An 18515-nucleotide genomic window follows, 5' to 3' on the forward strand; every position below is an offset into this window, starting at 1 on the left:
TCTAATCATTCATCTTCTCTTCTAGCTTCTTTTCAGAGGCAGCAATAATCTCCTTTAATCCAGTTCTACCTATATTAATATTTTCGTTTTCAGCTGCTTCACTAGCTGGAGAGCCTAATAGTACTTGATCACTAAATTTCCCACTTATTTGTGCCATCTATCCTTAAAATCACTTTGTTGACCTTCTTCTATTTCTACTTGGGGCATATCAACCCTACCCGCTTTTATATTTCCTTGCCTTGTATTTCTAGGATCAAGATTACTAATAACTTCTTCTGCTATATCATTATCTGGAAATTATTTTCCTTCTCTATTATCCTTTTCCGTCATTCAAACCTCACCTCCTAGAATATATTTTGCAGCTTAACAATTAGCCATTATATTCTCCAATTATTTTTGCAATATCTTCTTTAAAACTCTTTGATGTTCCTATCTCAAGGTCTACTTGAGATAGAAGATCTCTTTCTACTTTCATATTATGCTCACGTGTACTTCTAGGATCAAGATTATCACTAGTTAACCCTGTTATATCATTATCTAGGAAGCCATTATCTCTTCTATCCTTCTCTTCTCTCATAGAAAGCTCACCTCCTAGAATATATTTTACAGATTAAATACAATAAACATACTAGAACTTTTTATCACCTAAAACAGTTCCATTACTGCCATAAATAACAGTATAGTTCCTGCTATATAGTTGGCCCGATCACCAATCCAACCTGTCATCTGTCCTCCTAATCGAGAACCCGACCAAATAAAGAACATACTAGCAACTGCAGTAGCAATACTAGTAAAGAAGATAGGATAATCCTGCAATCCTCCTGAAAAGCCTAAAAACAATGAATTTACTCCCAAAGCCAAACCCAAAGTTATAACTGCATACCAGGACATATAATGCTTTTCCATAAAACTTTCTTCAACTTTTTGCTCAGCCTTCTCATCATTATCTTTGCTGTAACCTTCCCACAAAAACCATAAACCAAATAAAGTAAAAACAGTAACACTGATATATATATCTATTCTTTCAGGAAATAAAAGAGCAAGTTGTTCTCCAATTAATAATCCAATTAACATTGTCAACCCTGAAATAACAGCTATTCCAAAGATTGAACGTACTGCAAGTCTACCTTTTTTTAATCCCATAGAAAAACCTATACTTAAGTCATCAAGAGTAGAAGATATTGCTAGCAAAACTGATGGTATCATTACTTATCCCTCCTTAATTAAATTTCTTTACTTTTATATTTCTCAATTTAGTTTTTCTTTATTATATTAATTTAAACTTTAAAGTTAAAATATAACTTTTAAAAAATTTATTTTTATAAAATCAAGCTATAAATATAGTTTATTTATGATAAACTAAGCTTAGGGTGACATTTGATCAGAGCCTAAGATTAAGTTTGAGTCTAGCTAATCCATAAAAAATTTTAAAACAGAAAGCTACGATATTTTCTAAAAATAATATTTTCCTAAACAATAAAGGTTTATACAATATTTCTAGTATTATTATAAATGAAAGGAGATAAAAATGAAATCAAAATATGTAATTGGATTAACTTTATTATTAATAATTACTTTATTTGGTTTTACATTAGGACACTTGGGGGTTATAACACTTCCAAATAATAATGTAGAAGATGGTAATGAAATCACAGAAGGGATAGATGACGAAAATGATTTAGCAGCTGAACCTAAACTATATAATAGCAATTCAGATGAAGAACTAGATGATGAACTAGAAGAAGAGTTAAATGGTTTTAAAGAGACTATTGAAAGGCAAGCAAAAAAATATCCAGACACTTTGTTTTTAAGTAAAGAAACTGAAGAGAGAGTAATTGCCCTTACCTTTGATGATGGCCCAGAGCATATAAACACACCAGAAATTTTGGACATATTAAAAGAAGAGAATATTAAAGTAACCTTCTTTGTCTTAGGACAGAATGTCAAACAGTTTCCTGATATTGCACAAAGAATGGTAGATGAAGGACACCAAGTTGCTAATCACTCTTGGGATCATGAAAATTTTACTGATTTAACTAATGAGGAGATATTATATAATCAAATAATACCAACTTCAGAAAAAATTGAAAAGATTACAGGAGTTTATCCTACAATTATCAGACCACCATTTGGTGCTATTAATGATGAAACTATTGAATTCTTAGGCTATCAAGGCTGGAAAATGGTTAACTGGTCGATTGATAGCTTTGACTGGCATTATGCTGAGGATACTCATGAAGAAATTGTAGGTCAAGTAGAGAGACATTATCATCCAGGAGGAATTGTGCTACTGCATAATGGTGTTATTCATAAAGAAACTGTTCAAGCTCTACCTAGAATAATAGAGTTGTTAAGAGAAGATGGTTATAAATTTAAAACTGTCGATGAATTACTCTTTAACAATAATAATTATTAGTATTTATTCATCACTTAATTAACACCCAACTAAAATAGAAAAGGTTTCTTGGCTCAATTCGCCAAGAAACCTTTTTAAGGTCAATCTAAAACACATGCTGAATAGTGATCTTCTCCTACTTGTTTCAGTTTATGATTGCACTTTATACATTCACTTTTAGCCATAGAACATCGTGGCTTAAATCGACATCCCTGTGGAATATCAATTTGATTAGCTACTTCATCATCAAGAGCAATCCGCTTTCTATTCACATCAGGGTCAGGAACAGGCACTGCTGATAATAAAGTCTTCGTATAAGGATGCCTTGGGTTCATTATGACTTCATCAGTAGGGCCAATCTCCATAATCTTTCCTAAATATAAAATTGCAATCCGATCACATAAGTACTTAATTGTAGATAAGTCATGTGATATATATACCATAGTCAAACCTAATTCATCCCGTAAATCTCCCAATAGATTTAAAATACCTGCTCGAATAGAGACATCTAACATAGATACAGGCTCATCAGCTACTAAAAATTTAGGTTCTAATACAATTCCTCTAGCAATAGCCACTCTTTGCCTCTGCCCTCCACTTAATTCATGAGGATATTGATTTAGATACTTCTCGGCTGGTCTCAACTCAGCTGTTTCTAATGCTTCTACCACCCTATCATAAATTTCATTTTCATCACCTAATTTATGAATCAATAATGGTTCAGCTACAGTCTGATAGATCGTAAATCGTGGGTTTAAGGTTTCATAAGGATCTTGAAAGATCATCTGCACTTCTCTTCTAAACTTCTTTTCATCTTTTCTGGTTAATTTCGTGAAATCATCTCCATCAAGAGTTATTTTACCTTCAGTCGGCTCTTGTAACCTCAATAATATCTCTCCAATAGTGCTCTTCCCTGAACCACTCTCTCCAGCTAAACCAAAAATCTCACCTTCTTTAATAGTTAATGAAACATCATCGAGCGCCTTAACATATTCTTTTGGTTTAAATATATTTGTTATACCCGCTCCCACTGAAAAATACTTCTTCAATCCTTCTACCTCTAGCATATTATTTGCCATATTCTCACCTCCCTAGCTTATCTGGATTATCTTCTTAGTTGTTTTTTTATTTGACGTTCTTTTACCTGTTCCCAGGTTTCTCTTAACTTTGCTTTTTCTCTAAATTCATCAATTCTATCGGTAAAGTGGCAGGCAGAATAGTGACCTGGTTTAATTTCTTGTAAACCAGGCATCTCTGCATAACAAACATCTTCTGCAAAAGGACATCTAGGAGCAAATCGACAACCTGGTTTAGGGTTGATTAAATTAGGAGGTGAACCCGGCATTGAAATCAACCTCTCTCCTATTTCATTAATACTTGGAAATGCATTTTGCAAACCTAATCCATAAGGATGATGAGTATCCTTAAAAAAGTCTCTTGTACTTCCTATTTCAGCAATTCTACCACCGTACATCACAATAATCTGATCACAAGTCTCTGCTACCACTGAGATATCATGAGTGATAAAAACCATTGAAGTATTTATTTCCTGTTGCAACTTTATAATTTGGTGTAAAATCCGATCTTGTACAACCACATCTAACGCTGTAGTCGGCTCATCTGCAATTACTAAAGCAGGGCTCAAAGCTAGAGCCATCGCAATAATTGCTCTCTGCTTCATTCCACCACTTAACTGATGAGGATAGCTATTCAACCGCTTACGCTCCAGTCCTACCAATTCAAATAAGTTCGCTGCTCGCTCGATAGCCTCTTTCTTATCTACCTGTGATTGGTGAGTCTTAATTACCTCTATAATCTGATCTTTTATTTTATAAACTGGATCCATAGCATTCATTGCGCTTTGAGCAATCATTGAAATATCATTCCACCGAATCTGTCGTACTTTCTCTGGTGTCATCTCTACTACATCTTGCCCTTTAAAGATAATCTCTCCTTCTGAAATAACTCCATTACTAGGTAATAGTTTCATTAATGATTTAGCAACTGTGGTCTTTCCACAACCACTCTCACCTACTAACCCCAGATTTTGTCCTCTTTCTAAACTAAAAGAAACACCTCTAACAGCTTCTAAAGTTCCTTTTTCTGTAATATAATCTATTCCTAAATTATTTACCTCTAATAGTGGCATCAATTATCGCCTCCTCAATCTTGGATTTACAATTTCTTCAAAGGCTCTAGCAGTAAAGAAGATTGCCACTAAAACTAATACAATAGCTACCCCCGGAGGGATAACCCACCACCAAGCAGTCCTAATAGCTCCAGTTAAAAAGCTTGTGTGTAAGATTTGGCCCCAGCTAATTACATCTGGATCTCCAAACCCAATAAAACTGACACTAGCCTCAGCTAAAATAGCCCAGCTAACCATAAAAGCCATTTCTAATAAAGCGAGCGGGATAATATTAGGAGTAATATATTTATACATGATCCTTAAATCAGATGCTCCTGCTACTTTAGCCGCCTTAATGAACGGTCTATTTACCACTGATAAGACCTGAGAACGAATAATCCGTGCTACAGTTCTCCAAGTAAGCAAAGAAATAGCCAAAATAATATTCCAAATGCTCGGATCCAATAATGCTACCAATATAATAACAAAAGGAATAAATGGCAAAGCATACATGATATCTACAATTCGCATCAAGAAGTTATCAATTGCTCCTCCATAGTATCCAGCAATCAACCCTACATTAGTACCGATAAAAGTTACCAAAAAAGCAGCCAAAAACCCTACTAGCAAAGCAACCCTAGATCCCATTACAACTTGGCTAAATACATCACGTCCTAAATTAGTAGTCCCAAACCAATGTTGAGCAGAAGGAGGTTGTAATCTTGCAATCGCTCCATCCTCTGTACGATTCATTTCATAAGGGTCATAAGGAGCAATTAGTGGAGCAAACACAGCTACTAAAATAAAAAAGATCAATACTACAACTCCAAACATAGCCATTTTATCTCTTTTTAGTACCTTCTTAAAGAGCTTAAAAGTACTTGCAATCGAACTATCCTTAAGATTCTTTCTCTTTAGTTCAACTTCTTCTACATTTTCTACTACAGGTTCAGTCATTATATTCACCACCTTCTTACTTATAAGTTATCCTTGGGTCTAAATATCCATAAAGTAAATCAGCCAAAAAATTCATTACCATCACCATTAATGCTATTAATAAAAAACTGGCCTGGGCCAACGGATAATCATGCCTTTGAGCTGCTTGAATAATTTCAGTACCCAATCCCGGCCAACCAAATACATACTCAATCAACACCTGGCCACCTATCGCTTGTCCTAAAAATAAAGCTCCAGTTGTCACCACAGGCAATAAAGCATTCCGTGCAGCATGACGATAAAGAATAACCTTTTCCTTTAATCCTTTAGCATGACACATCTCTATAAAATCTTCACCCAACACTTCCAACATCGTATTTCTCATCATCAATAACGGAGTTGCTAAAAAGTACAATCCTGCTACCACAGCCGGTAAAAATAAATGCCGTAAAAAATCTAGTGAGAAAAAGACATCAAATGTATTATAAGCTTCATAACCAGAACTTCTCATTCCTGAATGCGGAAACCAACCTAGTCTAAAAGAAAAGAACATAATAAATAACATTCCCACCCAAAATGTAGGTGCAGATCTAAAAGTTAATGCTATTGAGATCAAAGTTGCTTCCTGCTTACTGCCCCGCTTCCAGGCCAAATAAGCTCCCACTAGTATTCCAATTACATAAGCAATCAACATAGCAGATAACATCAACATCAAAGTATTAATCACTTTATCTCCTATTACTTCCATCACCGGTCTTCTATAATAAAATGAACGTCCTAAATCTCCTCTGACAGCATCAGATAAAAAAGAAAAATACTGTTGATATAAAGGCTGATCAAGTCCTAACCGCTGGATCATTGCTTCTCTAGCCTCAACACTAATAGAAGGATCTACCACTGCTGCTGTTGGATCTCCAGGCATCAATCTAAACATAAAAAATATAATAGTTGCTACTACAACTAAACTCAAAATAGTCTGCCCTAATCTTTTTAAAATCATCTTAATCATTTTTAGCCATCACCTCCATAAGCAATATTAATTTTATAAAAAAAAAGAATAGTTAGGAATATTCCTAGCTATTCTTTTAATTATGAATGATTATTTACTCTTCTGGTAGATATAATCTGCCATTTGAATCCCAAACATATCCTGCTTCTTCTAAAATCTCTCTAGCTCTTTCTAAATCAAATTCATAGTTAGTCATATCATCGTTGGCCCAAAATTCATTAGCAGGAGAAAGTACTGCTCCAGCTCCACCAGCTTGACCATAACCATGAATTAAAGCATCAATTATAGTATCATAATCGACAGTATGAGCCATTGCTTTTCTAAGTTCAAGGTTATCAAATGGTGCCTCTCTTAAATTGAATCCTACATAATAATAACCAATATCAGGTGCTTCAGTCAATGTTAAATGATCTATCTCTCTCGCCTGCTCAATATGAAGTGGCTCAAATCTCCAAGCATTCATATCAGCTTCTCCTTGTTCTAAAGCTCCTAATACACCTTCAGCATGACCATACAATACCTGGAGTAATCCATCAATCTTCGGCGGAGTAAAGTGTTCTTCATTAGCAGCTAACTTAATCTCTTCTCCTCTTCTCCAGTATTCAAATTTGAATGGTCCACTACCAATAGGTTCTGGGTTATCCCATTCATCTGGATGAGTTATCTCTTCACCATCTACAACACCTGACCAGATATGCTCTGGTAAGATAGGTATTTGGGCCAACGTATTTGTAATGAATGGTGCATAAGGTTCAACTAAATTAAATCTAACTACATCATCAGCTACTACCTCTACACTATCTACAGGATTTAAGAAAGTATCAAAATAAGGTACACCCCACTCTAACATATAATCGAAGGTAAATTTAACATCATCTACAGTCACTTCTTCTCCATCATGAAAATCCATTCCGTCTCTTAATGTAACATCTACCGTTACATCATCAACAATTTCCCAGCCTTCCGCAGCTGATGGAGTAGGTTCTACATCAGGACTTAAACGTACTAATTTATCATAAACTAACCTAAGTAACTTCCACTCCCATACAGTTTGAGCTGTCATTGGATTTAAGGTATCCAAATCTTGCGTTGAAGCTATCTCAAGCACAGTATCGTCAGTCAATGGCTCAATCTCTACTGGAGTCCATTCATTATAAATCCCCTCTCCTGGCATCACGATAAAGTTATCGAACTTTTCATGATTGTAAGCTTGATATTCATCTCTATAATAAAGTGCAATCTTAGGAATATCTTGAGCTAACATCTCTTGTAAATCATGAACTACCTCTTGTCTTTTCTCAACCTCCATTTCTTCTCGTTGGGCTTCTGCTAATTGATCATATTCTTGATTAAAATAACCATAAGCATTATTCCCTCCAGGCATATCCTGGGAACTATGAAAGTTAGAGTACAAGAACATATCAGGATCTAATCGCTCAATTCTTCCTGACCATCCTAAGATAAAAGCATTAAAATCCTTCTCTTCAGCATCAAAGACCCTTTCAATCAATGAATTAAACTCTAATGGTCGAACATTCACATCTATCCCTAACTCTTCCCAATTTTCTGCCACCATAAAAGCAGCTTCATATCTTACTGGGTCATACTCCGCAGTAGTTGTATACATAGTAACCTCCGGGACTTGAGTCAATCCCTCAACTGATACATCAGCCCCTTCTTCACCACAACCAACTACTACTAATCCCAAGACTAATACCAACAAAACAACTACAATATTTCTAGTCTTAGCCATTTTTTAATTCTCTCCTCCTCAAATTCTTATAATTTTTCGATGTTTCAAAATATTCTCCCTACTCTCTTCTTTTACTTCACCTCCTAAATTAATTAGGTCCTATTTTTAACATCATTGAATTTGCATTGATATTAAACTTACATTAATTAGACCTAATAAAACAATTCATAACTAAAAATAACTTGAGTTAATACAGATAACTTAAGCTTAATTTAGTTATGATGTAAGAGTTTTGTGATATTTAAGTTAATTATACAAACATTTTCTAATGTTGTCAAGAAAAATAAAAAACTCATAAATATTAAGCTTAATATTTATGAGTTAGTTTTATTGTAATTTATTCTTTTTTATAATTCCACTCTACTCTTATCCAACTAGCCAGATTACCAAAAATCCTAGAGCCCAACAATAATAAGCAAACAAACTCAACCGTTGTTTTTCAACAATCTTTAATAATAATTTAAGTGCTAGATAACCAGATATCACTGAAGTCATTGTTCCCACAATAATTTGAAGAACAGTTATCTCCCCAATACCTACTCGCATCAAATCAACAGCCTGTAATAAAGTGGCTCCTAAAACAACAGGAATGGATAATAAAAAAGAATAACGTACAGCTAACTCTCTATCTAGACCCTTAAATAAACCTGCTATAATTGTAGTTCCTGAACGAGAAAGACCAGGAAAGATAGCAGCAGCCTGAGCAAAACCAACTACTAACGAATCACTAAATTCCATCTCTTCCATCTTCCGACCATCATCATTGACTCGTTCAGAAATCCAAAGCAAGGTTCCTGTGACTAATAACATCACACCTACCACTATTGTAGAGGCAAACACTCCCTCAAAAAAGCCCTTGAATATAACTCCAATCACTCCAGCAGGAATAATTCCAATCAAGATATACTTAGTAAATTTTCTATATTTAAAGCTTGATCTAAATTTAGTAATTCCAATTATATCCTGCCAAAATACAATCATAATTGCAATCAATGTTCCAAAATGTAAAAATATACTTAAAGTTAATCGTTCTTGAATTCCAAATAAATGTTGTACAAGTACTAAATGCCCTGAACTACTAACAGGCATCGGATCTACTATACCTTGTACAATTCCTAAAATTATAACTTCAATTAAGTCCATCTTCTTCCTCCTATACTACCATCTACTTATTTAAAACTAATTCTATTATATCATCTTTGTTAGTTAAAAATCAATTGATATATAGTGTCAGTAGTCTATGTCTGTGAAATTCTAAAGGTTTTGAACTTAATCTTTTACTGACACATAATTGTAATTAACCCTAATTACTAGTTACTAATCACTACATTACAGCTTAGCTTTCAACTTCTTCACCAACTCTTGCATCTGATTTGAAGTTTCAGTCAGTTTATTAGCTGATTCAGCCAACTCATGAATAGTAGCTCCTTGTTCTTCTGTAAAAGCACTTGCTTCCTCAGTTGCAGCAGCATTATCTTCTAACGCAGCAGATATATTTTCAATTAGGCCTACCGTCTTTTCTGTACTACTAACTGTATTTTCTTGAATTTCTTGTACCATTGCTCCTATCCTCTCTACAGCTTCAGTAGAGTTCTCCGCTAAATTCTTAATCTCCTGTGCTACAACTGCAAAACCACGACCATGCTCTCCTGCCCGAGCAGCTTCAATGGAAGCATTTAAAGCTAATAAATTTGTTTGACTGGCAATCTTTTCAATTGTTGTAACCGCTTCTTCGATCTGTTCAGATGTATTCTCCGACATTTCAGCTAGATTCTTAATTTCTTCCGTTGCTTCTTGAGCATTGACTGCTTGCTCTTGACTACGCTCTGAAATTTCAATCACATTATTAGTTAATTGATCAGAGGCTGCCCTTAACTCATCACTAGAAGATGCCAAGTCTTCAGAAACATTTGTTACGTTAGTACTTGCTCCCTCTAAAGTATCAATTGTTGTTCCTAGCTCCATAAAGGCAGCAATATAAGTCTCCATTGCTACTTGCATATCTAAGTTAGTGATACGTAAAAAAGCCATTACTGCATCTGGAATTTTAGCTGGTTGATCTTGAAAGTAATCTATTATTTTAGGAATCGTCAAGTTATAATAAGTAGCATAGCCACCAATATAGTACTTTGGCCCTAAATTGATCCTATCATGCATCTTACCGATTTTAAATCTTTCTTTAAAATAATTTACATCATATCCTCCATCAACTCCATCAACCAACTCCAAAAAATATTGCTTTTGGGTCTTACTCAACCTTTCTACCGTACTGTGTTGATCAATGATCTTCTTTAATGGGCCAAAACTATAAATATGCTCATAAAATTCATCGACTACTTGATCAACAACCTCATAAAAGAGTTCCTTCATCTCCTCTAATAATTCTAGATCACGGTCAGTAAACTTAACAATCTCTTTCCGATGTGCAATCTCATCTTTAGTCAGATCTTCTATACTAGAAATTCCTCCAGACATTTTACTCATCATTTCATGAGGATTAACTCCTTTCTTCATCATCATTTTCAGATCTTCTTGTTTCATGTTATTACCTCCTTTAAGAAACTTATTTTAATCAATCTCTTCATAATCATCAATGTCTATTATAGTTTCATCATCATCTTTATTCTGATTATAATCTTGATTTACACTGCTTGGCCCAAAATTAAAGCTACCTGTAATTATCTTCCCTTTAAATTTATCCTTAACAATAGATCTAATCCTAGCTCTTGTAAAAGGAATGATTAAAGAAAAACCAGCTAAATCAGTCAATAAACCAGGCGTCAATAGCATTGCTGCTCCAATTAAAACCAACAGACCATCAATTAACTCATCTTTAGGCATCTTAGCCTGAGCCAAAGTAAATTTAGTCTTACCTATAATAGCTAGTCCTTGTAATTTAGCTAAAGAAACTCCAACTATTCCAGTACTAGCTACTAAAAGAATAGTCCAGCCAACTCCCACATATTCACCAACCTTAATTAAAAAAAAGAGTTCTGCTAACGGAACAAGAGTAAAGAGTAAAATTAATTTTACCACTATCAACCCACCTTCTTCAATTATACTTTATATATTCTTTATCAAGAATTATTATCCTTTATTATCACAAAATTTTAATCTCTATTACCAATTATATAAATAAAGGTGCGTAGCTTAAGCCACGCACCTTAAAAAACTATAAAACTCTAGTTTCACCTTTATAAACCAATCCACGAATACTATCTACAGTTACGATATCACCTGTCTCCAATTTATTCATGATATTTTGAGCACCAACAATTACAGGAATATTAAGCTGTAACCCTATAATTGCAGCATGAGAAGTCAATCCGCCCTCTTGTGTAATAATTGCTGAACATTTTTCCATAACCGAAGTAAACTTTTCATCAGTCATCGAAGTAACCAAAATACTCTGCTCTTGAATCTCTCTTTTAGCCTCCTCAGCACTATTCACAATACAGACTCGTCCACTAGCTGACCTCTTGCCAATTCCTATACTTTGAGTTATTACTTCACCAACAGTGTGTACTTTTAATAAATTAGTTGTACCTGTAATTCCAACCGGAGTTCCTGCAGTAATCACTACCACATCTCCATGATCAATAAATTCATTATTTAAGGCAGCACTAACTGATTCATCAATCATCTCATCAGTTGATTCAGTTTCATTGACTAATACCGGCTTAACTCCCCAAGATAAAGATAACCTATTTAATACCTTTTTGCTGGGAGTTGCTGCAATAATGGGTGGATAAGGACGATATTTAGAAACCATTCGCGCAGTATAACCAGAACGAGTAGAAGTAATGATAGCTGCTGCTTCTAAATTAGATGCAGTCTTACAAGTAGCATAACTGATCGAACTTGTCGTCGATTTTTGAGCATTATCACTTATCTCCAAAAATAAATTATGCTCTAATGCTTTTTCAGTCTCTAATGCAATTCGTGCCATTGTTTTCACAGCTTCAACTGGATAATCTCCAGCAGCAGTTTCACCAGATAACATTGTAGCATCTGTACCATCATGTATTGCATTAGCAACATCACTGGCCTCAGCTCTTGTTGGTCGAGGATTTCTAATCATTGAATCTAACATCTGAGTAGCAGTAATTACAGGCTTACCCGCCTCATTGCACTTACTGATCATCATCTTTTGAGCTTCTGGAACTTTTTCAGGAGGGATTTCAACCCCTAAATCACCCCGAGCTACCATTAGGCCATCTGAAACATCAAGAATTTCTTCGATATTTTCTACACCTTCTTGGTTCTCGATCTTAGGAATAATATTAATATCAGCGTTATGTTCTTCTAAAATTTCTCTAATTGCTAATACATCATCAGCTTTTCGCACAAAAGAAGCAGCAATAAAATCTACTCCCTGCTCAATTCCAAATTCAATATCTGCAATATCTTTATCAGTAATAGCAGGTAGCTTAACCGATACCCCTGGTAGATTAACCCCTTTTCTAGAACCTAACTGACCACCATTGATCACTTCACAAACAATCTCTGGTTCTTTTATTTCTATTACCTTTAACTCAATTAATCCATCATCAATTAATATTCTCTTACCCTCAGAAATATCATGGGGCAGCTCTTGATAATTAATTGATGCTTTAGTAGCAGTTCCTTCGATCTCTTCAGTTGTCAATGTGAATTTCTGTCCTGCTTCTAACTCTATCTTTTGATCATTTTCTAACATTCCCGTTCTAATCTCTGGCCCTTTAGTATCGAGTAATATAGCTACCGGTTTCTCTTTCTCTATAGCTAATTCTCTAATTAAATCAATTCTAGCTTGATGCTCTTGGTGATCACCATGTGAGAAATTCAAACGAGCTACATTCATTCCTGCATCGATTAATTCCGTTAAAGTCTCTTTATCATCACTAGCAGGGCCAATGGTACAGACAATTTTAGTCCTTCTCATTCCCTTCCCCCCTTTATTCTATCACTACTTTTTATAATGATAATATATCAGCTAATTCATATAATCCTTCATCTACATCTTTTTGACTTTCAATAGCTTCTTCAATTTCAGCAACCTCTATCTGATCATGAATCACACCAACCATCTTATTTGTCTCTCCTGTTAATAATACATCTACAGCAGCTGCTCCTAATCTAGTAGCTAGTAATCTATCTTGGGCTGTCGGAGTACCTCCACGTTGCAAATGTCCTAATACCGTTACTCTTGTTTCTAAACCGATTCTTTTGCTAATTTCCTCTCCCAAAGCAAATGCTTTACTTTCATTTAAGTCACGACTGGTTTGAAAGTTATCTCCAATACCCTCAGCTACTAAAATAATACTATGTAATTTTCCTCGTTCATAACCAGCTTCTAACTTTTGACAGACTTGATCAAGATCAAAATCAAACTCTGGAATCAGAATCGACTCTGCTCCTCCTGCTAGTCCAGACATTAATGTCAAGAAGCCAGAATGTCTACCCATAGCTTCAATTACAAAGGTTCTTTCATGGGAAGTGGCTGTATCTCTAATCTTATTCATAGCATCTAAGATAGTGTTTAGAGCAGTGTCATAACCAATAGAATAATCAGTACAAGCAATATCATTATCTATGGTTCCTGGAATTCCAACCGTTTTAATATCCGATTCTTCTCCTAATAATTGAGCTCCTTTAAATGAACCATCACCACCAATAATCACCAATCCATCAGCACCGATATACTTTAATTGTTCTACTGCTTTTCTTCTACCCTCTTTACTCCTAAACTCTTCACTACGAGCTGACCTTAAAAATGTTCCACCGCGATGAATAATATCTGCTACTGAACGCCGCTCTAAAGGCTCAAAATCTCCTTCAATTAAACCAGCATATCCTCTTTTAACTCCTATTATTTTCAAACCTTCATAAATTCCTTTTCTAACAACTGCCCTGATAGCAGCATTCATTCCCGGTGCATCCCCTCCACTAGTTAAGACAGCCACCTTTTTCATGCTACACTCCCCCTTACAATTTTAACCACAACTCTCAATTGATTCATCTATCTTTTCTTCAACTTCCTTTTTAATATAACCCATTGTCCTAAATTTATTATATCTATTTTCTATTAGTTCATCTGTTTCTAACTCTTCTAACTGATTAATTTCTTGAGTCAGCCTTTCTTTTAATAAATCTGCACTTCTTTTATAATCTTTATGCGCTCCCCCAGGTGGCTCAGCAATTATATCATCAATCACTCCTAGATCAAGTAGATCTTTAGCAGTCAACCTCAATGCTTTAGCTGCTGTTTTAGCTTTATCAGAATCCTTCCACAAGATAGCAGCACAAGCTTCTGGAGAACAGACAGAATAATAAGTATACTCCAACATAAATACTCTATCTCCAACTCCAATACCTAAAGCTCCACCACTACCCCCTTCTCCAGTCACAACAACAATAATCGGCACTTCAACCCCTGCCATTTCCATCATATTCTTAGCAATAGCTTCTGCTTGGCCACGCTCTTCAGCACCAATTCCTGGATAAGCCCCTGGTGTATTGACTAAAGCTATAATTGGACGGTTAAACTTTTCAGCTTGTTTGATCAAACGTAATGCTTTGCGATATCCTTCTGGATGAGCCATTCCAAAATTACGTTTAATATTATCCTTAGTCTCTTTGCCTTTTTGATGACCTACAATCGTAACAGGTAGATTATCAATCTTACCAATACCACCAATCAAAGCTTGATCATCTCCAAAACTACGATCACCATGTAATTCAATAAAATCATCACAGATTAGATTAATATAATCCATGGTAGTAGGTCGCTCTACATGACGAGCTATCTTTAAAATTTGCCACGGTTCTAATTGAGAATAGATCTCTTCTCTTAATTTATCTGCTCTTGTTTCTAAGCGTTTAATCTCATCAGTTAAATTAATATCTCTTTCTTCCATAAAATTCGTCAATTCAGTAATCTTCTCTTCTAATTCGATAAGAGGTTGCTCAAAATCAAGGTTATTTTGTACCATTTTTTTTCTCACCTCTCAAACTATGAATATCTATAATTCTAGTAATTACATTCTTCAAATCTGCTCTTTCAACTACCTTATCAATCATACCATGTTCTAATAAAAATTCAGATGTTTGAAAACCATCAGGTAAATCCCGATTGATTGTCTGTTTAATCACCCTTGGCCCAGCAAAGCCAATCTTAGCCTGCGGCTCTGCTAAATTAATATCACCTAAGGAGGCAAAACTAGCTGAAATACCACCATAGGTTGGATCAGTTAATACAGAAATAAAGAGTCCACCAGCTTGATCCAATTTTTTCAATGCTGCACTCGTCTTAGCCATCTGCATTAATGACAACATCCCTTCATACATTCTAGCACCTCCGCCACCACCAGATACAATCACCAATGGCAACCCTTTTTGTAAAGCTCGTTCTATTGCCCGAGTAATCTTCTCCCCTACAACAGAATTCATACTTCCCATTAAAAATCTAGAATCAATCACAGCCAAAGAAGTCTGCCAGCCATTTATTTCTCCAATACCAGTAATTACTGCCTCTTTTAAGCCCGTCTGTTCTTGGTATTTATCAATCTTTTCTTTATAATCTGGAAAATCTAATGGATTTTCTACCTGCAACTCAGCATCATACTCTTCAAATTTATCGTCATCTGTCAGCAAGAATAATCTCTCTGTAGCCGTTAATCTAAAATAACTACCACATTCAGGACATATTTTTAAACTTTGAGCTAATTTTTTATTAAAGATAATCTGTTTGCAACTTTTACACTTTGTCCATAAATCATCAGGCATTTCCTTTTTATCGCTATCTCCTTTATGCTCGTTTTTTTTCTCCTCAGAGCGATTTTTTCTTTCAACAGTAACATACTTAGATTTTCCTCCAAACAAATCTTTTAACACTTCTTCCACCCCACTTACTTAAAATTAAGTACTGATTAAATTTAGTCAACTCAAATTTATCTCGCTACTTTAAGCAAGACTAGATTATATTATTCCCAACTTATCGATTTAAATTTAAATTATGACAATCTTTGTCCTGTTTTTAAACTGATTTATTAAAAAAATAAGCTACTGGCTATTAATTAAGTACTTAAAAACAAAAAAATATGACCAGTTGTCAATAGAATACTGGTCATATTATAACATAAAATTAAGAAATTGCAACTTGCTCACAAGAACAGTTTGTAGCCTATTATCATCTTCGTCAATTTAGTACATATCTTTCCAATTAACTTGTTTTTTATTGACATATGGCTTAAATTTAAAGCTGAGATTAAGCAAACCACTAGCAAAAGAAAGATTTTTCTCTTGCTTAGACTTAAACTGAAACTTAAGTCAACGGCTCCTTCAAATTAGAAATAAATCTACAGACTTTAGCTATTATTTCTTCCTCATCTCTTCCAAGTAAATCTAAATTCTTCTCCAACCTCTTAATAATTGCACTACCTACAATTACTCCATCAGCAAATTCTCCAATCTGTTGTACATGAGTAGGAGAAGAAATACCAAAACCAACTGCTACTGGAATATCTTTGATCTGTTTTATCTTAGTAGCTGTCTTTTCAATTTCAGTTGACAGCTCCTCTCTAGCTCCTGTGACTCCAGCAGTAGAAACAGCATAAATAAAGCCTGAAGAAAGATCAGTTACCTTTTCAATTCGAGTTTGATTACTTGTAGAAGCAAGTAATAGAATAATATCCAACTCTACGCTCAATTCCTGTAAATCTACTCCTTCTTCTGGAGGTAGATCAGGGATAATAACTCCATCAACTTCAACCTCTGCACATCGTTCCACAAATTTCTCTAAACCAAAACGAAAGATAGAGTTATAATAGCCCATCAAAATAAGTGGTAACTCACTTTCTTTTCTAATTTCTTCCACCAACTTAAATATAGCAGTCAAATTAGTACCTTGGGCCAAACTCCTTTGAGCAGCCTGTTGAATCGTTGGCCCGTCTGCTAACGGAGCTGAATAAGGAATTCCTAACTCCAATAAGTCAGCTCCACTCTCCTCAGCAGCTAAGACTAACTTTTTGGTCAATTTTAAATTAGGATCTCCAGCCATCAAGAAAGGAATTAAAGCCTTCTCATCTCTTTGTTGTAATCTAGTAAAGGTATCTTCAATCCGCCCCACTAAATTCTAACTCCTAATTTATCAGCTACACTATAAACATCCTTATCACCACGTCCAGATAAATTAACAATGATTATCTGGTCTTGTGCTAGTTTAGGGGCCAACTGCTTAGCATAAGCAATCGCATGAGAGCTTTCCAAAGCAGGAATAATTCCTTCTGTCTCAGATAATAATTGGAATGCTTCTAATGCTTGCTGATCAGTTACCGCTTCATACTGAGCTCTTCCTGAATCTCTCAAATGACTATGCTCAGGGCCAACACCTGGATAATCCAACCCAGCTGAAATAGAATGCACTGGCATAATCTGGCCATCATCATCTTGTAAGACATAACTCTTATAGCCATGAATGATTCCTTTATCACCTTTAGTCAAAGTAGCTGCATGTTTATCAGTATCAACACCCAATCCTGCTGCCTCTACTCCTACCATCTTAACATCTTCATCCTCAATGAAAGGATGGAATAGCCCAATCGCATTACTTCCACCACCAATACAAGCTACTAAATAATCTGGTAATCGCTCCTCAGCAACAAGAATCTGCTTCCTTGCCTCTTCACCAATTACAGCTTGGAAATCTCGCACCATTGTTGGATAAGGATGCGGGCCAACTACCGAACCTAACAGATAGAATGTATCTTCACTATTTTCGACCCAATGCTTAATCGCTGCATCGACAGCATCGGTCAAAGTAGCAGTTCCATCTGTAATCGATCTAACTCTAGCACCTAACAATCTCATCCTAAAGACATTCAATGCTTGGCGTTCAACATCCTCTGCCCCCATAAAGATCTCACAATCCATCCCAAACATAGCTGCTACAGTAGCAGTTGCTACACCATGCTGACCTGCTCCCGTCTCAGCAATTACCTTCTCTTTGCCCATTCGCTTAGCCAATAAGACCTGTCCTAAGGTATTATTGATCTTATGAGCTCCCATATGATTTAAATCTTCACGCTTCAAATAAATCTTAGCTCCGCCTAATTTTTCTGTCAACCTCTCTGCATAATATAATGGATTAGCCCGCCCTACATATTCTTTTAGATAATATCTAAATTCGTCTTGAAACTCCTGATCTTCTTTATATTTCGTATAAGCTTCATCTAACTCCTCTAACGCTGGAATCAACAACTCCGGAACATAAGTCCCACCAAATTCACCAAATTTTCCTTTACTCATCTTCTCC

General features: G+C 35.2%; 18 protein-coding genes. 1 reads left to right on the top strand and 17 read right to left on the bottom strand.

Annotated elements, in window-relative coordinates:
- Position 1 precedes the first annotated feature (1 nt).
- The 3 genes from ACKF5P_RS09655 to ACKF5P_RS09665 form a co-directional block, all read right to left on the bottom strand.
- Entirely contained in the window at positions 2 to 157 is a 156-nt protein-coding gene (locus ACKF5P_RS09655; protein WP_408954993.1) for a hypothetical protein, read from the bottom strand.
- 213 nt (positions 158 to 370) lie between these two features.
- Positions 371 to 577, bottom strand: coding sequence for a hypothetical protein (locus tag ACKF5P_RS09660; RefSeq protein ID WP_408954994.1), 207 nt, complete (start codon positions 575 to 577; stop codon positions 371 to 373).
- 68 nt (positions 578 to 645) lie between these two features.
- Positions 646 to 1206: a manganese efflux pump MntP family protein gene (locus ACKF5P_RS09665; RefSeq protein WP_408954995.1), complete on the bottom strand. Its 561-nt coding sequence runs from the start codon at positions 1204 to 1206 to the stop codon at positions 646 to 648.
- A gap of 322 nt (positions 1207 to 1528) precedes the next feature.
- Here ACKF5P_RS09665 and ACKF5P_RS09670 point away from each other — a divergent pair, with 322 nt between their 5' ends.
- Positions 1529 to 2416, top strand: a complete 888-nt coding sequence (locus tag ACKF5P_RS09670; protein WP_408954996.1) for a polysaccharide deacetylase family protein — start codon at positions 1529 to 1531, stop codon at positions 2414 to 2416.
- An 80-nt stretch (positions 2417 to 2496) separates the two neighbouring features.
- Here the strand turns inward: ACKF5P_RS09670 and ACKF5P_RS09675 are convergent, their stop codons facing one another.
- The 14 genes from ACKF5P_RS09675 to trpB all read right to left on the bottom strand — a co-directional run bounded on the left by ACKF5P_RS09675 (position 2497) and on the right by trpB (position 18508).
- Positions 2497 to 3474 carry an ABC transporter ATP-binding protein gene (locus ACKF5P_RS09675; RefSeq protein WP_408954997.1) on the bottom strand — a complete coding sequence of 326 codons (978 nt, stop codon included), beginning with the start codon at positions 3472 to 3474 and terminating at the stop codon, positions 2497 to 2499.
- Positions 3475 to 3500: 26 nt separating this feature from the next.
- The gene (locus tag ACKF5P_RS09680) at positions 3501 to 4544 is read right to left on the bottom strand and encodes an ABC transporter ATP-binding protein (protein WP_408954998.1); all 1044 of its coding nucleotides are present in this window, start codon (positions 4542 to 4544) and stop codon (positions 3501 to 3503) included.
- A gap of 3 nt (positions 4545 to 4547) precedes the next feature.
- Positions 4548 to 5480 (bottom strand): ABC transporter permease, encoded by a 933-nt coding sequence (locus ACKF5P_RS09685; protein WP_408954999.1) that lies wholly within the window; start codon positions 5478 to 5480, stop codon positions 4548 to 4550.
- 16 nt (positions 5481 to 5496) lie between these two features.
- The gene (locus ACKF5P_RS09690) at positions 5497 to 6468 is read right to left on the bottom strand and encodes an ABC transporter permease (RefSeq protein ID WP_408955000.1); all 972 of its coding nucleotides are present in this window, start codon (positions 6466 to 6468) and stop codon (positions 5497 to 5499) included.
- Between the two features lie 94 nt (positions 6469 to 6562).
- Positions 6563 to 8221, bottom strand: coding sequence for an ABC transporter substrate-binding protein (locus tag ACKF5P_RS09695; protein ID WP_408955001.1), 1659 nt, complete (start codon positions 8219 to 8221; stop codon positions 6563 to 6565).
- A 366-nt stretch (positions 8222 to 8587) separates the two neighbouring features.
- Positions 8588 to 9364 carry an undecaprenyl-diphosphate phosphatase gene (locus ACKF5P_RS09700; RefSeq protein ID WP_408955002.1) on the bottom strand — a complete coding sequence of 259 codons (777 nt, stop codon included), beginning with the start codon at positions 9362 to 9364 and terminating at the stop codon, positions 8588 to 8590.
- Between the two features lie 186 nt (positions 9365 to 9550).
- On the bottom strand, positions 9551 to 10762 hold the full coding sequence (locus ACKF5P_RS09705) for a protoglobin domain-containing protein (RefSeq protein ID WP_408955003.1): 1212 nt from the start codon (positions 10760 to 10762) through the stop codon (positions 9551 to 9553).
- 27 nt (positions 10763 to 10789) lie between these two features.
- Positions 10790 to 11257, bottom strand: coding sequence for an FxsA family protein (locus ACKF5P_RS09710; protein WP_408955004.1), 468 nt, complete (start codon positions 11255 to 11257; stop codon positions 10790 to 10792).
- Positions 11258 to 11393: 136 nt separating this feature from the next.
- Positions 11394 to 13145, bottom strand: a complete 1752-nt coding sequence (gene pyk, locus ACKF5P_RS09715; protein WP_408955005.1) for a pyruvate kinase — start codon at positions 13143 to 13145, stop codon at positions 11394 to 11396.
- A 31-nt stretch (positions 13146 to 13176) separates the two neighbouring features.
- Positions 13177 to 14175 carry a 6-phosphofructokinase gene (pfkA, locus tag ACKF5P_RS09720; RefSeq protein ID WP_408955006.1) on the bottom strand — a complete coding sequence of 333 codons (999 nt, stop codon included), beginning with the start codon at positions 14173 to 14175 and terminating at the stop codon, positions 13177 to 13179.
- Between the two features lie 21 nt (positions 14176 to 14196).
- Positions 14197 to 15195: an acetyl-CoA carboxylase carboxyl transferase subunit alpha gene (accA, locus tag ACKF5P_RS09725; RefSeq protein ID WP_408955007.1), complete on the bottom strand. Its 999-nt coding sequence runs from the start codon at positions 15193 to 15195 to the stop codon at positions 14197 to 14199.
- Positions 15182 to 16096: an acetyl-CoA carboxylase, carboxyltransferase subunit beta gene (accD, locus tag ACKF5P_RS09730; RefSeq protein ID WP_408955008.1), complete on the bottom strand. Its 915-nt coding sequence runs from the start codon at positions 16094 to 16096 to the stop codon at positions 15182 to 15184. The genes accA and accD overlap by 14 nt, the downstream gene beginning before the upstream one ends.
- 430 nt (positions 16097 to 16526) lie before the next feature.
- Positions 16527 to 17330 (bottom strand): tryptophan synthase subunit alpha, encoded by an 804-nt coding sequence (trpA, locus tag ACKF5P_RS09735; RefSeq protein ID WP_408955009.1) that lies wholly within the window; start codon positions 17328 to 17330, stop codon positions 16527 to 16529.
- Positions 17330 to 18508 (bottom strand): tryptophan synthase subunit beta, encoded by a 1179-nt coding sequence (trpB, locus tag ACKF5P_RS09740; protein ID WP_408955010.1) that lies wholly within the window; start codon positions 18506 to 18508, stop codon positions 17330 to 17332. The genes trpA and trpB overlap by 1 nt, the downstream gene beginning before the upstream one ends.
- Positions 18509 to 18515: the final 7 nt, after the last annotated feature.

It is taken from the genome of Natroniella sp. ANB-PHB2, from assembly GCF_046097105.1.
In the GTDB taxonomy this organism is placed as follows: Bacteria; Bacillota; Halanaerobiia; order Halobacteroidales; family Halobacteroidaceae; genus Natroniella.

Coding starts and splice junctions, on each gene's coding strand:
- ACKF5P_RS09655 (WP_408954993.1), bottom strand. CDS start 157: ATGGCACAAATAAGTGGGAAATTTAGTGATCAAGTACTATTAGGCTCT.
- ACKF5P_RS09660 (WP_408954994.1), bottom strand. CDS start 577: ATGAGAGAAGAGAAGGATAGAAGAGATAATGGCTTCCTAGATAATGAT.
- ACKF5P_RS09665 (WP_408954995.1), bottom strand. CDS start 1,206: ATGATACCATCAGTTTTGCTAGCAATATCTTCTACTCTTGATGACTTA.
- ACKF5P_RS09670 (WP_408954996.1), top strand. CDS start 1,529: ATGAAATCAAAATATGTAATTGGATTAACTTTATTATTAATAATTACT.
- ACKF5P_RS09675 (WP_408954997.1), bottom strand. CDS start 3,474: ATGGCAAATAATATGCTAGAGGTAGAAGGATTGAAGAAGTATTTTTCA.
- ACKF5P_RS09680 (WP_408954998.1), bottom strand. CDS start 4,544: ATGCCACTATTAGAGGTAAATAATTTAGGAATAGATTATATTACAGAA.
- ACKF5P_RS09685 (WP_408954999.1), bottom strand. CDS start 5,480: ATGACTGAACCTGTAGTAGAAAATGTAGAAGAAGTTGAACTAAAGAGA.
- ACKF5P_RS09690 (WP_408955000.1), bottom strand. CDS start 6,468: ATGATTAAGATGATTTTAAAAAGATTAGGGCAGACTATTTTGAGTTTA.
- ACKF5P_RS09695 (WP_408955001.1), bottom strand. CDS start 8,221: ATGGCTAAGACTAGAAATATTGTAGTTGTTTTGTTGGTATTAGTCTTG.
- ACKF5P_RS09700 (WP_408955002.1), bottom strand. CDS start 9,364: ATGGACTTAATTGAAGTTATAATTTTAGGAATTGTACAAGGTATAGTA.
- ACKF5P_RS09705 (WP_408955003.1), bottom strand. CDS start 10,762: ATGAAACAAGAAGATCTGAAAATGATGATGAAGAAAGGAGTTAATCCT.
- pyk (WP_408955005.1), bottom strand. CDS start 13,145: ATGAGAAGGACTAAAATTGTCTGTACCATTGGCCCTGCTAGTGATGAT.
- pfkA (WP_408955006.1), bottom strand. CDS start 14,175: ATGAAAAAGGTGGCTGTCTTAACTAGTGGAGGGGATGCACCGGGAATG.
- accA (WP_408955007.1), bottom strand. CDS start 15,195: ATGGTACAAAATAACCTTGATTTTGAGCAACCTCTTATCGAATTAGAA.
- trpB (WP_408955010.1), bottom strand. CDS start 18,508: ATGAGTAAAGGAAAATTTGGTGAATTTGGTGGGACTTATGTTCCGGAG.